This is a genomic window from Bradyrhizobium sp. BLXBL-01 (assembly GCF_051853025.1).
Taxonomy (GTDB): Bacteria; Pseudomonadota; Alphaproteobacteria; order Rhizobiales; family Xanthobacteraceae; genus Bradyrhizobium.
This window is the reverse complement of the sequence record NZ_CP182471.1, coordinates 5,390,929-5,406,269: the sequence shown is the minus strand read 5'-3', so window position 1 is coordinate 5,406,269 and position 15,341 is coordinate 5,390,929. Positions and strand designations below refer to the sequence as shown.

Annotated in this window: 13 protein-coding genes; 12 read left to right on the top strand and 1 reads right to left on the bottom strand. The window is 66.1% G+C overall.

Annotated features, from left to right (window positions below; all coding sequences use genetic code 11):
* Positions 1-2 precede the first annotated feature (2 nt).
* The 5 genes from ACNJYA_RS25195 to ACNJYA_RS25175 are packed head-to-tail and all read left to right on the top strand — an operon-like array spanning position 3 to position 5,281.
* The gene (locus tag ACNJYA_RS25195; protein ID WP_172784332.1) at positions 3-833 is read left to right on the top strand and encodes a carbohydrate ABC transporter permease; all 831 of its coding nucleotides are present in this window, start codon (positions 3-5) and stop codon (positions 831-833) included.
* Between the two features lie 8 nt (positions 834-841).
* On the top strand, positions 842-1,849 hold the full coding sequence (locus tag ACNJYA_RS25190) for an ABC transporter ATP-binding protein (protein ID WP_172784333.1): 1,008 nt from the start codon (positions 842-844) through the stop codon (positions 1,847-1,849).
* A 31-nt stretch (positions 1,850-1,880) separates the two neighbouring features.
* On the top strand, positions 1,881-2,654 hold the full coding sequence (locus tag ACNJYA_RS25185) for an SDR family NAD(P)-dependent oxidoreductase (RefSeq protein ID WP_172784334.1): 774 nt from the start codon (positions 1,881-1,883) through the stop codon (positions 2,652-2,654).
* A 39-nt stretch (positions 2,655-2,693) separates the two neighbouring features.
* Entirely contained in the window at positions 2,694-4,340 is a 1,647-nt protein-coding gene (locus tag ACNJYA_RS25180; RefSeq protein ID WP_439400911.1) for an FGGY-family carbohydrate kinase, read from the top strand.
* 5 nt (positions 4,341-4,345) lie between these two features.
* Positions 4,346-5,281, top strand: coding sequence for a carbohydrate kinase family protein (locus ACNJYA_RS25175; protein ID WP_439363672.1), 936 nt, complete (start codon positions 4,346-4,348; stop codon positions 5,279-5,281).
* Positions 5,282-5,287: 6 nt separating this feature from the next.
* On the opposite strand, the gene ACNJYA_RS25170 is transcribed toward ACNJYA_RS25175, so the two are convergent.
* On the bottom strand, positions 5,288-6,175 hold the full coding sequence (locus ACNJYA_RS25170; protein WP_439400910.1) for a LysR family transcriptional regulator: 888 nt from the start codon (positions 6,173-6,175) through the stop codon (positions 5,288-5,290).
* A gap of 124 nt (positions 6,176-6,299) precedes the next feature.
* On the opposite strand from ACNJYA_RS25170, the gene ACNJYA_RS25165 reads away from it, so the two are divergent.
* From ACNJYA_RS25165 to ACNJYA_RS25135, 7 genes are all read left to right on the top strand, one after another.
* The gene (locus ACNJYA_RS25165) at positions 6,300-7,721 is read left to right on the top strand and encodes an amidase (protein WP_439400909.1); all 1,422 of its coding nucleotides are present in this window, start codon (positions 6,300-6,302) and stop codon (positions 7,719-7,721) included.
* A gap of 84 nt (positions 7,722-7,805) precedes the next feature.
* Positions 7,806-8,756 (top strand): ABC transporter permease, encoded by a 951-nt coding sequence (locus ACNJYA_RS25160; protein ID WP_172784338.1) that lies wholly within the window; start codon positions 7,806-7,808, stop codon positions 8,754-8,756.
* Positions 8,753-9,640 (top strand): ABC transporter permease, encoded by an 888-nt coding sequence (locus ACNJYA_RS25155; RefSeq protein WP_439400908.1) that lies wholly within the window; start codon positions 8,753-8,755, stop codon positions 9,638-9,640. The genes ACNJYA_RS25160 and ACNJYA_RS25155 overlap by 4 nt, the downstream gene beginning before the upstream one ends.
* Before the next feature lie 2 nt (positions 9,641-9,642).
* Positions 9,643-10,656 (top strand): ABC transporter ATP-binding protein, encoded by a 1,014-nt coding sequence (locus tag ACNJYA_RS25150; protein WP_212256851.1) that lies wholly within the window; start codon positions 9,643-9,645, stop codon positions 10,654-10,656.
* Positions 10,653-11,657 (top strand): ABC transporter ATP-binding protein, encoded by a 1,005-nt coding sequence (locus ACNJYA_RS25145; RefSeq protein WP_172784341.1) that lies wholly within the window; start codon positions 10,653-10,655, stop codon positions 11,655-11,657. Before ACNJYA_RS25150 ends, ACNJYA_RS25145 begins: the two co-directional genes overlap by 4 nt.
* Positions 11,658-11,713: 56 nt before the next feature.
* Positions 11,714-13,210: an ABC transporter substrate-binding protein gene (locus tag ACNJYA_RS25140; protein ID WP_439400907.1), complete on the top strand. Its 1,497-nt coding sequence runs from the start codon at positions 11,714-11,716 to the stop codon at positions 13,208-13,210.
* A gap of 230 nt (positions 13,211-13,440) precedes the next feature.
* Positions 13,441-15,099 (top strand): amidase family protein, encoded by a 1,659-nt coding sequence (locus ACNJYA_RS25135; RefSeq protein WP_439400906.1) that lies wholly within the window; start codon positions 13,441-13,443, stop codon positions 15,097-15,099.
* Positions 15,100-15,341 lie beyond the last annotated feature (242 nt).

The following is a 15,341-nucleotide window of genomic DNA, read 5'->3' as shown; positions in this document are numbered from 1 at the left end:
GCATGGCGCGGATGGCGACGAGACAACGGGTGGTCATCTCGACGATCGGAGCCTGGCTGTTCGGCTTCCTGATCTTCTTTCCGATCCTGTGGATGGGGTTGGCGAGCTTCAAGACCGAGCTCGAGGCCTTCGCGATCCCGCCATCCTTCCTGTTCTTCCACTGGACCACGGAAAACTACGCGACGGTGCAGGAGCGCAGCGATTATCTGCACCACGCGATGAACTCGATCATCATCGCCGGCGGCTCGACGCTCATTGCGCTGTTGATCGCCATTCCCGCGGCCTGGTCGATGGCGTTCTCGCCGACCAAGCGCACCAAGGACGTCCTGCTCTGGATGCTCTCGACCAAGATGATGCCGCCGGTCGGCGTGCTGGTGCCGATCTACCTGATTTACAAGAGCTTCGGCCTGCTCGATTCCCGCATCGGCCTCGTCTTCATCCTGTGCCTCGGCAACCTGCCGATCGTGATCTGGATGCTCTTCACCTATTTCAAGGAGATCCCGCGCGACATCCTCGAAGCCGCGCGCATGGACGGCGCCACGATCGGCCGCGAGCTCGTCTACGTGCTGACGCCGATGGCGATTCCGGGGCTGGCGTCCACGCTGCTGCTCAATCTGATTCTGGCCTGGAACGAGGCGTTCTGGACGCTGAACCTGTCCACCTCGAGCGCTGCGCCGCTGACCACGTTCATCGCATCCTATTCCAGCCCCGAAGGGCTGTTCTGGGCAAAGCTGTCGGCGGCGTCCACGCTGGCGATCGCGCCCATTCTCGTCCTCGGTTGGTTCAGCCAGAAGCAACTCGTGCGCGGGCTCACCTTCGGTGCGGTGAAGTAGAGGGGATCATGGGTCAGATCACACTTCAGGGCGTGCAAAAGTCCTTCGGCCCCGTGCACATCATCAAGGGCGCCGACCTCGACATTGCCGACGGCTCCTTCGTCGTGTTCGTCGGTCCCTCCGGCTGCGGCAAGACCACGCTGCTGCGGCTGATCGCGGGGCTCGAGGACGTCAGCGGCGGCAAGATCCTGATCGACGGCAAGAACGTCGTCGATACGCCGCCCGCCAAGCGCGGGCTGTCGATGGTGTTCCAGTCCTACGCGCTCTATCCGCATATGAGCGTGCGCGGCAATATCGGCTTCGGCCTGAAGATGGCGGGCTTGCGGAAGGACGAGATCAACCGCAAGGTCGAGGCGGCCGCCGCGACCCTGAACCTCACGCCCTACCTCGACCGCAAGCCACGCGAGCTCTCCGGCGGCCAGCGCCAGCGCGTCGCGATCGGCCGCGCCATCGTCCGAGAGCCAAAGGCATTCCTGTTCGATGAGCCGCTCTCCAACCTCGACGCCGCGTTGCGCGTGCAGATGCGCATCGAGGTGACGCGGCTGCAGAAGCAGCTCGGCACCACCGCGATCTACGTCACCCACGACCAGGTCGAGGCCATGACCATGGCCGACAAGATCGTCGTGCTCAACGGCGGCAAGATCGAGCAATATGGTTCGCCGCTGGAGCTCTATGAACGGCCCGCCAATCTCTTCGTCGCCGGCTTCATCGGCTCGCCCAAGATGAACTTCGTCACCGGCGAGCCCGCTTTGCAGAAGGGGGCAGCGACGATCGGCGTCCGGCCGGAGCATCTGAAGATCGAGCGCGACGGCGGCGGAGGCTGGCAGGGCACCATTGCGGTGGCCGAGCATCTCGGCAGTGACACCTTCCTCTACGTCGATGCCGGCGCGCTCGGCATGCTGACGGCGCGCTACGTCGGCGAATTGAGCCTGCATGCCGGCGACCGGGTGTCGCTGATGCCGGACCCAGCGCGCATCCACCGCTTCGACGAGAGCGGCAACGCTCTTCGGGGCTGACAAGAAACGGCAAGAAAACGGAAAGACGATCATGTACCTGGAAAAGTTCAGGCTGAGCGGCAAGACCGCGTTCATCACCGGCGGCGGGCAGGGCATTGGCCTCGCCTGCGCGGAGGCGCTGGCGGAGGCCGGTGCGAAGGTCATCATCGGCGACCGCGACGGCAAGGTCGCCGACAGCGCCAAAGCCAGCCTGAAGGCGAAGGGCTATGACACCGAGACCGCAATCATGGACGTCACCGACACCAAACGCGTGGCCGAGGTGGCAAATGATCTCGTCGCCCGCCATGGCAAGGTCGACATCCTCGTCAACAATGCCGGCATCGCGCGCAGCGAGACGCCTGCCGAGACCGTCACCGACGAGCACTGGCTCAACGTCATCGACGTCAATCTCAACGGCACCTTCTGGTGCTGCCGCGAGTTCGGCAAGCACATGCTCAAGGCGAAGAGCGGTGCCATCGTCAATGTCGGCTCGATGAGCGGCTTCATCGTCAATAAGCCGCAGGAGCAGTGCTTCTACAACGCCTCCAAGGCCGCGGTGCACCATCTGACCAAGTCGCTGGCCGCCGAATGGGGCGCGCGCGGCATCCGCGTCAACGCGGTGGCCCCGACCTATATCGAGACGCCGCTCAACGCCTTCGTGAAGAGCAATCCGAAGATGTACGACGCCTGGATCGGTGGAACCCCGATGGCGCGAATGGGGCAGGTCGAGGAGATCGCCTCCGTCGTCCTGTTCCTCTCATCCGAGGCCGCGAGCCTGATGACCGGCAGCATCGTGCTGGTGGATGGCGGCTACACTTGCTGGTAGGCTTACGTCAAAACGGACGGAAAGCGACCGGGAGCGACAATGCCGCGAGCGTATATCGGCGTCGACGTGGGGACCACGAGCACGCGGGCAGGGGTGTTTGACGAGGCCGGCACACTGCTCGCGACGGCCCGGCATCCGATCAGGATCTGGCACGAGGCCGGCGATATCGTCGAGCAGTCGTCGGAAGACATCTGGAAGGCCTGTGTCAAATCGGTGCGGGCGGCGATGGCGGAAGCTGCCGTCGTCCCCGACAGCATTGGCGGCATCGGTTTCGACGCCACCTGTTCCCTCGTGGTGCTCGATCCGCAAGGCGAGCCGCTCACCGTCAGTGCGTCCGGCGAGGCGCAGCGCAACGTCATCGTCTGGATGGATCACCGCGCCACGGCCGAGGCGCGGCTGATCAACGAGACCGAGGACGCCGTGCTGCGCTATGTCGGCGGCTCGATCTCGCCGGAGATGGAGATGCCGAAGCTGCTCTGGCTGAAGCGGCATCTGCGCGCGAGTTTCAATGCCGCCGGTCACTTCTTCGATCTGGCCGACTATCTGACCTGGCGCGCGACCGGGGCGCTGCAGCGCTCGACCTGCACCGTCACCTGCAAATGGAACTATCTCGCCCATGACGGCGGCGGCTGGAGCGCGCCGTTCTTCAAGCGCATTGGCCTGTCGGACTTCGTCACCGAACAATACGCGCGCATCGGCACCGAGATCGTTGCGCCCGGTACGCGCCTCGGCGCCGGGCTCACGCCGGCAGCAGCAGTCGAGCTAGGCCTCGCTCCGGGCATCCCGGTCGGCGCCTCCCTGATTGACGCCCATGCCGGCGGCATCGGCGCGATCGGCGGCCGCGACGGATCGGGGGGCGCGAGCGATGTCAGCGACCGTCTCGCCTACATCATGGGAACGTCGGCCTGCATTATGGCGACGACGAAGGAGCCGTGCTTCGTGCCGGGCGTGTGGGGCCCCTATTATTCCGGCATGGTGCCGGAGTTCTGGCTCAACGAAGGCGGGCAGTCCGCCGCGGGCGCTGCGATCGATCATCTCCTCAAGTCGCATCCCGGCCATGGCGAGGCGAGCGCGGCGGCGCGCAGCGAGGGCCTCGATCTCATCGATTTCCTCGAGCGCCGCATCATCGCGCGCGCCGGCGATGCCAGCCGCGCCGCGCTGCTGGCGCACGACGTCCACGTGCTCCCGGAATTCATCGGCAATCGCTCGCCTTATGCCGACCCTGACACGCGCGCGGTGATCGCGGGCCTTGATCTCGACACCGACATCGCCTCGATGGAGCGGCTGTTCGTCGCCGGCCTCTGCGGTCTCGCCTATGGTCTCGCCGAGGTGATCGAGGCCTTTGCAGCGCATGGCGTGCGCTCCAGTCTCATGATCATGGGCGGCGGCGCCAGTCGCAGCCCGCTGGTTCGCCAAATCATGGCGGATACCACCGGCCTCACGGTTGCGTTGCCGCAAACGAAAGAGCCGGTCCTGCTGGGCGCCGCGATGCTCGGGGCGGTCGCCGGCGGCGCCTATGCCTCGATCGGCGAGACCATGGCAAAAATGTCGGCGCTGGGACGCAAGAGCGAGCCGACCGCGCCCGACATGGCCGCATTTCACACCCGCAAGCGCGAGGTCTACAAGCTGCTGCGCGAGGTCGATCGCGGCAGCCGCGCGGCGATGAGCAGTGTCGCGAGAGGTTGAAAGACATGCTGATTGCCTGCGGCGATGCGCTGATCGATTTCGTGCCGACGCGAAACGTCGACGGACGCGAGGCCGTGATGCCCGCGGTCGGCGGCTCCTGCCTGAATGTCGCGATCGGCATGGCGCGGCTGGGTGCGCCGACCGGCTTTGTCGGCGGCATCTCGACCGACCTGTTCGGGCGCATGATCGCCGACCATGCCACCGCATCGAACGTCGCGCTCGATCTCGCCACCCGCAGCGACCACCAGACTACGCTCGCCTTTGTCCGTATTGTCGAAGGCGAATCGCACTACGCCTTCTACGACGCCGAGACCGCGACCCGGAGCTGGACGTACCGCCGCGGCACAGTTCCTTTCGACACGATTGAAGCTCTCCATATCGGCTCGACCACGCTGGTCAACGACCTTGGTGCGGCCGAGACCAAGGCGCTGATTGCGGACGCGCGGGCGTCGACCACGATCTCCTTCGATCCGAACTGCCGACCGAACCTCGTCAAGGACAAGCCCGCGTATCTCGCTAGCATGGCCGAGTTCGCCGGAAGCGCCGATCTCATCAAGATGTCGGACGTCGATTTCGCCTATCTGTTCGGCGAGGAGCCTTGTCAGCAGCGCGCGAACACATTGCTGGCGCAGGGCACGAGCCTTGTCGTCATCACCCGCGGCAACAACGGCGCCATCGCCTGGCATGCGCGAGCAGGCCAGATTGAAGTCGCTGCGCCCAAGGTCGAGGTGGCCGACACGATTGGCGCTGGCGACAGCTTTCAGGCGGCGCTGCTGTTCGCCCTGTACAAGCAGGGCCGCATCGCCCGGCCGCGATTGAAGGACATCGGCGCGGACGAGCTCCGCCGTGCGCTGTCCTTTGCGGCCAATTGTGCCGGCCTGACCTGCACGCGTCCGGGTGCCGATCCGCCCTGGAGCCACGAGATCCATTGGAGCTGGTAGTCCGCGTCACATCCGCGCGACGGCCTTCTCGGCACATTTCAGGAAGGTTCCGATCAGCGGACTTTGCGAGTCCCGCCGCCAACAGACTGCAACGTCGAGGGAGTCGGCGACGTTACGCAGGGGTCTGAACACGACTCCGCGTGGCGCGCCGAGCTGTGCGCAGGCCGGCAGGATGGCGAGACCTTCACCGGCCAGGACCAGGCTCATCGCCGAATGCACCGTCTCCACCCGGCTGGCGATCGGCATCACCACTTGGTGCCGACGCAACAAGGGGACGACCGCCGAGGAGGCGGGTCCATGGTCCGGATGCGGCAGTGCGATCAGCGGACAGCCCTGCAGCCGGGCCATCGGCACGGAGCTCAAGCGGGCGAGGGGCGAGCGGATCGGCATGGCGAGCATGAAAGGCTGTGCCCCGATCTTTGCCACCTGGATCTCGGGATGATTGATTGCGGGCATGCACAGCGCGACCGTGACGCTGCGGTCGAGCACGCGGGCCTCGCGCGTCGAGGCGCTGAGTTCGGCGAAGCTGAGGTCGACGCCGGGAACCGCGCGGCGCAGTTCGGGGATGAGCCGCGGCAGCATCGCATTCGCCAGCACGAACATGTAGCCCACCGACAACCGGCCGCGCCGTCCCGAAGCAACCGCGCGCGCGGCTTCGGCGCCGTCGGCCGCCAGCGCCAGCGCTTCGCTGGCGCGCGCCAGCAACGCCTGGCCCGCCTCGGTCAGATCCATGCCTCGGGTGCCGCGGCGGAACAGCGGCGCGCCGATCTCGGCCTCGAGCTTGCGGATCTGGACCGAGAGCGGCGGCTGCGCCATCCGGAGCCGCTCGGCGGCCTTGCCGATGCTGCGCGCCTCGGCGACGGCGACGAAATAGCGGAGCCGGCGAAGATCCATTGGCATACCGAGAGCGTATGGGTTGGCCACAAAAATCGTATTGGACGGCGAGTTAACAAAACTGTCATTCTCGCTGTCAATGTCTTCGGGCCAATGGCGGCCCGCTTCGGAGCGTGATGTGACGATGAACGGCGATCCTTGTCTGTTGTCCGCAACCGAGCTGCGCGGTCTCATTGCGGCAGGGCGGATATCGCCGGTCGAGCTCACCCGCGCCGTACTTGCCCGCGCCGAGGCGCGCCAGCCCGAATTGAATTGCTTCATCACTCTGTGCGGTGACGAGGCGATCGCAGCGGCGCGCGACGCCGAGCGCAAGGTGATGGCGGGCGAACCGCTCGGCCTGCTGCACGGCATCCCCGTCACCGTCAAGGACATCGTCAACACCAAGGGCGTCAAGACGACCTTTGGCGCTGTTCCCTACAAGAACAATGTGCCGACCGAGGATGCCGTCGCCGTCGCACGGTTGCGCAGCGCAGGCGCGATCCTGATCGGCAAGACCACGACGCCTGAGTTCGGCAGCAAGTGCCTCACCGATTCTCCTTTGTTCGGTCGGACCCGCAATGCGTGGGACGCCTGCCGTTCCTCCGGCGGCTCCAGCGGTGGCGCGGCGGTCGCTGTCGCCAGCGGCATCGCTCCGCTGGCGATTGCTACCGACGGCGGCGGCTCGACGCGCATTCCGGCGGCCTGCAACGGCGTGGTGGGCCTGAAGCAGAGCAACGGCGTGATCCCGCACAGCCAGGCCCTCGACGTCTTCGGCAACCAGACCTATGTCACGCCGACCACCCGTACCGTCGCCGACACCGCGTTGATGATGCAGGCGATGGCGGGCGAAGATCCTATCGATCCCTGGTCGATCGGCGTGCCCGTGCCTGACTTCATCGGCATCGCCGCACCGCGCGGCGATTTGCGCGGGATAAGGATTCTGTACTGCCTGACGCCGCCGGGCCGTCCGGTCTCCGCCGAAGTCGCCGCCAGTTTCAAGGCGAGCCTCGACCGGCTGGCCGGATTAGGGGCCGAGCTCGAGGAATTCTCCGGCGAGGGCTTCGACATCGAACCGATCTGGCGCGCCATCAACCACACCGTCTGGCGCACGCGCTTTGCCAAGCTTGCGGCCGAGCATGGGGGCGAGCTGAGCGAGGCTTTTCTCAAGCAGCTCGCGCTCGCCAGCGAAGTCAGCGGCGTCGATTATCAGGAGGCGATGTTCGCGCGCACCGCGTTGTTCCGCCGCGTGCAATCGCTGCTTGCGCGCGGTCACCTCCTGGCGATGCCGACCCTGTCGCGCACCGCGTTGCCGATCAAGCAGGACCTGTTCGGCAGCATCGAGATCGATGGCAGGCACTACGACAGCGTCCGGCCGCATTGGTTCCCCTGGACCATGCCGTTCAACATGACCGGCCATCCCGCGATCAGCCTTCCCTCGGGTTTTGCCCGCGACGGGCTGCCGATCGGGCTTCAGCTGGTCGGCCGCTTCCGGGCCGATGCGGAATTGCTGCGCGTGAGCGCACTGTTCGAGGCGTCAAGCGATCTTCTGTCCCGCTGGCCGGCTTGAGGAGATGGGCGTGCAGCAAAGAGCTTGCTTAAGGCGTCCGGACATGTTGATCGTGGCGTTGGTGAGCACTGAAGCCGAGCGCGCATGAGCGTCTTTGTCCTCCGACGTCTGTTGACCCTGCTGGCGACGCTGGTCGGCGCGTCGCTGATCATCTTCCTGGTGCTCGACGCGCTGCCCGGCAACGCGGCGCAAATGCTGATGGGCGCCGACGCTTCGCCGGATGCGGTCCGCGCGCTCACCGTCAAGCTCGGGCTCGACCAGCCGCTGGCCGTTCGCTACGTGCAATGGATCAAGGGCCTCCTCGTCGGCGATCTCGGCAATTCCTATGTCTACGGCACCCCCGTCGCCAGCCTGATCGCGGAGCGGCTGGTGTTGACCATTCCGCTCGCGATCATGGCGATGACGATCACGGTGACGCTGGCGCTCTCCGCCGGCATCTACACCGCCGCCAATCACAACAAGCTCGGCGACGTCGGCGTGATGTCGCTGACGCAAGTTGGCATCGCGCTGCCGAACTTCTGGTTCGCGATTCTCCTGGTGCTGTTGTTCTCGGTGCGGCTGCAATGGCTCTCGGCAGGCGGCTTTGCCGGCTGGGAGGACGGCATCTGGCCGGGGATCAAGTCGCTGCTGCTGCCGGCGATCTCGCTCGCGGTGGTGCAGGCCGCGATCCTCGCGCGCGTCACGCGCTCGGCCGTGCTCGAAGTGCTGCGCGAAGACTTCGTCCGCACCGCGCGCGCAAAAGGCCTCGGCAAGCGCGAGGTGCTGTGGAGCCACGTGCTGCGCAATGCCATGATCCCCGTGATGACCGTGATGGGACTGCAATTCGCCAATCTGCTCGCCGGCACCATCGTGATCGAGAACGTGTTCTACCTGCCGGGCCTCGGCCGCCTGATCTTCCAGTCGATCGCCAACCGCGACCTGATCGTGGTGCGCAATTGCGTGATGCTGCTCGCCGCGATGGTCGTGATCGTCAACTTCGTGGTCGATGTGCTCTATGCCTTCATCGATCCCCGCATCAAGGTGCACGACCTGTGAGCGCGCCCATCACCATCGACGCGCCCGTCGCAACGCGTCCGCTGCCGGCGCGCACGTTCTGGCGCCGCGCGCTGCGCCACCGCAGCTTCGTCCTCGGTGGCGCGCTGAGCCTTCTGGTGCTGGCTTCGGCATTGGTGTCGCTGGTATGGACGCCGTGGTCGCCCTATGAGATCGATATCGCCGCAAAGCTCCGCCCGCCCTCGGCGGCGCATTGGCTCGGCACCGATTCCTTCGGCCGCGACATCGTCTCGCTGCTGCTTGCCGGCGCCCGATCCACCATCATGGTCGGTGTCATCGCCGTCAGCATCGGTCTCACCTTCGGCGTCACGCTGGGCCTGATCGCCTCGGCCCGGCGCGGCTGGACGGAGGAGATCATCATGCGCTTCTCCGATTTCACCTTCGCCTTTCCGGCTGTGCTGTCCGCGATCATGCTTGCCGCGGTGGTGGGGCCGGGCATGGTGACCTCGATCGTCGCGATCGGCATCTTTCAGATCCCGACGTTGACTCGGCTGACGCGCGGCTCGGCCAATGCGATCTGGGCGCGCGAATTCGTGCTTGCGGCACGCGCGGCGGGCAAGGGGCGCTTCCGCATCACCATCGAGCATGTGCTGCCGAATATTCTGTCGATCCTGATCGTGCAGGTCACCATCCAGTTCGCGCTCGCCATTCTCGCCGAGGCCGCTTTGTCCTATCTCGGCCTCGGCACGCAGCCGCCGCAGCCGTCCTGGGGGCGGATGTTGAACGATGCACAGACGCTGCTGTTCCAGTCGCCGATGCTCGCGGTCTATCCGGGTGCTGCGATCGCAATCTCCGTGCTCGGCCTCAACCTGCTCGGCGACGGACTGCGCGACCTGCTCGATCCCCGGCTGGCGCGGGAGCGATGACGATGGCCGAGCGCGCCAACATGCCGCTGATCGAAGTCGACAATCTCGGCGTTCGCCTCAACACCAGCCGTGGGCCGGCGCAAGCCGTGCGCGGTGTCAGCTTTGCGCTGAAGCGCGGCGAGACGCTTGGGCTCGTCGGCGAGTCCGGCTGCGGCAAGTCGGTCACGGCGTTGTCGTTGATGGGGCTGCTGCCGGACAGTGCCGTCGTTACCGGCAGCATCAAGCTGGACGGAGACGAGCTCGTCGGACTTGCGGATGCCGATTACTGCCGCTTGCGCGGCAACCGCATCAGCATGATCTTCCAGGAGCCTATGACTGCGCTCAACCCGATGCACACGATCGGCAACCAGGTCGCCGAGCCGCTGCGGCGTCATAAAAGATATTCGGCGGCGCAGGCGCGCAAAGAGGCGATCGCCTTGCTCGACCGCGTCGGGCTGCCTGACCCCGCACGTCGTGTCGATGCCTATCCGCACCAGTTCTCCGGCGGCCAGCGTCAGCGCATCACCATCGCGATGGCGCTTGCCTGCGAGCCGGACCTGTTGATCGCGGACGAGCCGACCACCGCGCTCGACGTCACCATCCAGGGTCAGATCCTGGATCTCATCGACGACCTCGTCGAGGAGCGCGGCATGTCGATGATCCTGATCTCGCACGATCTCGGCGTCATCGCCGAGAACGTCCAGCGCATGATGGTGATGTATGGCGGCACCGTCGTCGAGAGCGGGCCGACCAACGAAGTCTTCCGTCGCATGGGCCATCCCTACACGCAGGGCCTGTTCCGTGCCCGGCCCAAGCTCGGCGCGCGCAAGGGGACGCGGCTGAAGACGATCTCGGGCACGGTGCCGGAACTCGCCGATCTGCCGTCCGGCTGCACCTTCTCCGACCGCTGTCCGCTCGTGATCGACCAGTGCCGCGCCGCGCTGCCGCCGATGGTGGGTGTCGGCCCCGGCCATTTTGCGCGCTGCATCCGAACTGACGTGTCGATGGCCGAACGCGTCGGAGCGCTGACCGCATGAGCACCGCGCCGCTTCTCGACGTCCGGGATCTCGAACAGCGCTACACGCTGCCGCGCGAGAGCCTGTTCCGACCGCCGGGGCAGGTGCGCGCGCTCAACGGTGTCAGCGTGCAGGTCCAGGCCGGCAAGAGCCTCGGAATCGTTGGCGAGTCCGGCTCCGGCAAATCCACCTTCGCGCGCGTCGTGATGGCGCTGGAGCGGCCCACGTCAGGGCAGGTCGCGCTGCTCGGGCGGGATCTCAATCGCCTGCCGGCCGACGAGCTGCGCCGCGCCCGGCGCGATTTCCAGATGGTGTTCCAGGACCCCTATGGCTCGCTCGATCCGCGCCAGACCATCGCGCGGATCGTCGCCGAGCCGCTGACCGTGCTGGAAGGTGCCGTCCGCACCACGTTCCGCGACCGCGTCGCAGCGGTGTTGCGCCAGGTCGGCTTGCGCGATGCGGACATGGAAAAATATCCGCACGAATTCTCCGGCGGCCAGCGCCAGCGCATCGCCATTGCGCGTGCGCTGATCACCCAGCCGAAGCTGATCGTCGCCGACGAGCCGGTCTCCGCGCTCGACGTCTCCGTGCAGGCCCAGGTGCTGAACCTGATGCAGGACCTCCAGGAGCAGTTCGGCCTGAGCTACATCCTGATCAGCCACGACCTCGCCGTGGTCGACTATCTCTGCGACGAGGTCGCGGTGATGTATCTCGGCCGCATCGTCGAGCAGGGCCGGCCAGAGGATCTGTTCGAGCGCGGTGCCCATCCCTATACGCGGGCGCTGCTGGATGCGGTGCCGCGGGCGCGTGCCGGGGGTGGCCGGCGCCGGCGCGGGGCCCAGGCGATCGCCTCGCAATCGGCCGCGACGGCCGGATGCCCCTATGCCGCGCGCTGCGCCCTTGCCGACCAGCATTGCCGCGAGGTTCCGCCTGCGTTACGCAAGGTGGGCGAGGGACACCTTGCCGCCTGCCACAAGGCCGAGGCCGTGATGGCGTTGCCGCAGGCGGCCATGGAAGGTTAGTGTCCGGGGCAGGATTGGCGTTAAGCTGGAAACAGGATTGGCCGGGGAGTTTGCGCATGTTCAGGAAACTATCGATCGTCGCCTTTGCCGCTGCGCTCGTCGCGGCGCCTTTGCCGGTGCTGGCGCAGGGCAAGAAGGACAGCGTCGTCATGGCGATGGCGCTGGAGCCGCCGGGGCTCGACCCCACCAACGCCGCCGCGGCCGCGATCGCCGAGGTCACGCTCTACAACATCTACGAGACCCTGACCAAGATCAACGAGGACGGCTCGGTCTCGCCGCTGCTGGCCGAGAGCTGGACCGCTTCGCCCGATCTGAAGACCTATACGTTCAAGCTGCGCAAGGGCGTCAAATTCCACAATGGCGAAGCGTTCGATTCCGCGGCGGTGAAGTTTTCGTTCGAGCGCAACGCGGCGCCGACCAGCACCAACAAGGACAAGAGCCTGTACCAGGCCTTCGAGAAGGTCGAGACGCCCGACGCCGACACCGTCGTGATCACCGTGAAATATTCCGAGCCGAACCTGCCGTTCCTGCTCGGCCAGGCGGGCGGCTCGATCGTCGAGCCGAAGAGCGCGGGTACCAATGTCACGCAGCCGGTCGGCACCGGACCGTACCAGCTTGGCGGCTGGGCCAAGGGCTCTTCGATCACGCTGAACAAATGGGCCGACTACCGCAACGCCTCCGCGATCAAGCTGTCCAAGGTGACGATCCGCTTCATCTCAGATCCGGCGGCGCAGGTGGCGGCGCTGCTGTCGGGCGACGTCGATGCATTCCCGCGCGTCGCCGCGGCGCGCGCCTTGGCACAGTTCAAGGCCGATCCGCGCTTCAACGTCCAGGTCGGCGGCTCCCGGGCCAAGACCATCGTTGCGATCAACCACCGCAAGAAGCCGCTCGACGACGTCCGCGTCCGCCGCGCCATCCTTGCCGCGATCGACCGCAAGGCCATGATCGACGGCGCCGTCGACGGCTTCGGCACGCCGATCGGCAGCTTCTACGTGCCGGGCGCGCTCGGCTATGTCGACACCACCGGTATCAACCCGTACGATCCGGAGAAAGCCAAGAAGCTGCTCGCTGAAGCCGGCGTCACCACGCCCCTCGAATTGTCGCTCAAGCTGCCGCCGCCGTCCTATGCGCGGCAGGGCGGGGAGATCGCCGCAGCCCAGCTCGCCAAGGTCGGCATCGTCGCCAAGATCGAGAACGTCGAGTGGGCGCAATGGCTGTCGCAGGTGTTCGCCGGCAATGGCCCGCACAATTTCGATCTGACCATCGTCAGCCATGTCGAGCCGTTCGACCTCGTCAAGATCACCGAGTCGGACTACTACCTCGGTTACAACAACGAGGCCTTCAACGCGCTCTACAAGCAGATCGTCTCGACGCCGGACGAAGCCGCCCGCGCAAAGCTGCTCGGCGACGCCCAGCGCATGCTCGCCACCGACGCGGTCTCCGCCTACCTGTACCAGCCGCAGCTCATCACCATCACAGCCAAGAAGCTGAAGGGCGTCTGGAAGGACGTGCCGCAATTCGAGAACGACTTCTCCACGTGGTATTGGGAGTAGGCGGCGTCCGTTTCCGTGTCCTCTCCACGCGTGGGAGAGGACACAGCTCCAACCAAAACCTGAAAAACAACCCCATGCACAGTAGCCGGGGTTAGTCATTTCAATGGCTTGCGCGCTTGCGTCGCGCGTGATCAGGTGATGCGCCGGTCGTTGACCCGTCGGGCAAAACACTGGCATGATGGCATCGTCGCGGTCTCGTGGTCAGGGACGCGCCGCAAGGCGAGACAGCCGTGAAGAAGCCATCCCGCCGCGATGCCGGCATTGCCGCGGCGGCCGTCCGCGCCGAGGCGCCGATCTCCCCAAAGCTTGATCATGCAAGGCTCGATCATGCGTCGATGAGCGATATCGCTCATGCCTTGGCTGATGGGCATGTCACTGCCACGGCGCTGCTCAAAGCTTATCTCGCGCGCATCCAAGCCTACGACCGCGGCGGGCCCAAGCTCAACGCGGTACGCGCGCTCAATCCCGACGCGCTCGCGATCGCAGGCAGACTTGACGGCGTCAAGCCGTCGGCCAAGCGGCCGCTGGCCGGCATCCCGATCCTGGTGAAGGACAACATCGCGACCGGCGACGCGCAGCCGACCACGGCGGGCTCGCTGGCGCTGGAAGGCGCGCGTGCGCGGGACGATGCGACGCTCGTCAAGCTGCTGCGCGAGGCCGGTGCGGTGATCCTCGGCAAGGCGAACCTGACCGAATTTTCCAACATGCTCGCGGTCGACATGCCCGCCGGCTATTCGTCGCTGGGCGGTCAGGTCAAGAACCCCTATGCGCCGGACCAGATGGACGAGCATGGTATCCCGATCCTCAGCCCAGGAGGCTCGAGCGCGGGTTCGGCGGTCGCGGTGGCGGCAGGTCTGTGCGCGGCCTCGATCGGCACGGAGACCTCGGGCTCGCTGCTGTTTCCCGCCAGCCAGAACGGCCTCGTCACCGTGAAGCCGACGGTCGGCCTGATCAGCCGCGCCGGCATCGTGCCGATCGCGCACAGCCAGGACACCGCCGGGCCGATGACCCGGACCGTGCGCGACGCGGCGCTGCTGCTGAACGTGCTGGCGGCCAAGGATCCGCTCGACGCGACGACGCAAAAGCTGCGGCGGCCGGCCGATTTCACCGACGGCCTTGCCGCCGACGTCATGAAAGGTGCGCGCATCGGCGTGCCGAGCGACCCTGCCGACCCGTTGAACGATTGCTTTTACGGCAAGCTGCTGCCCAACAGGGTCAAGCTGATCGCCGAAGCGATCCAGGTGCTGGAGGATCTCGGCGCCGTCATCGTGCGTGCCAGCATGCCGACGCCCGGCTGGATCGGCGGGCCCGGCACGACCATGGCCGTGCTCAACCGCAATCCGCTGAGCGCCCACAAAGGCACGATCGCCCGACCGCCGGTCGTCTTCCTCTATGAAATGAAGCACGACCTCAATCTGTATCTGAAGGAGTGGGCGACCAACACCGACATCAAGACCATGACCGACATCGTCGCCTTCAACGAGGCGAATGCGGACAGGGCGTTGCGTTTCGGCCAGGACCACTTTCTCGCCGCGGAGATGACCAGGGGCGATCTCAGCGAGCGCGAGTACAAATCCGCACGCGCCATGGACCTGCTCTCGGCCAAGACGCGCGGCATGGATGCCTATATGAGCCGACACAAGCTCGACGCCGTCCTGTTCCCCGGCGCATACGGCGCCGCAATTGCCGCCAAGGCGGGTTATCCCAGCGTCATGGTGCCGGGCGGGTTCGTTTCGGGGACAGATGACGGCAAGGATACGCCCGACTATCCGTTCGGCGTCACCTTCGCAGGCCGCGCCTGGAGCGAGCACAAGCTGCTGCGCTTGGCCTACGCCTTTGAACAGGCCTCCGCCAAGCGCAAGCCGCCGCCCGGCCTGCCGGCGCTTTAGAGTGCACTGTGGGTGCGCCGCTCTGGCATGTGCTGACAAATCCGCTGTCTGTTCTCGCAGATGCAGCGGACGCGCCGTCCTGCCCTGGGGAGGGCGCTTTGTGACCTGAAGCGGAAGCCAGCCCTAGTCGGCGGGCGGCCCTTCATGCTTTGATTTGCTGTGCTCTGAAACTGGAGGACCACACTCGTGATGTCGGCAGCGTGCACGCGTCTTGGGATCGAACTTCCTATCATTCAAGCCCC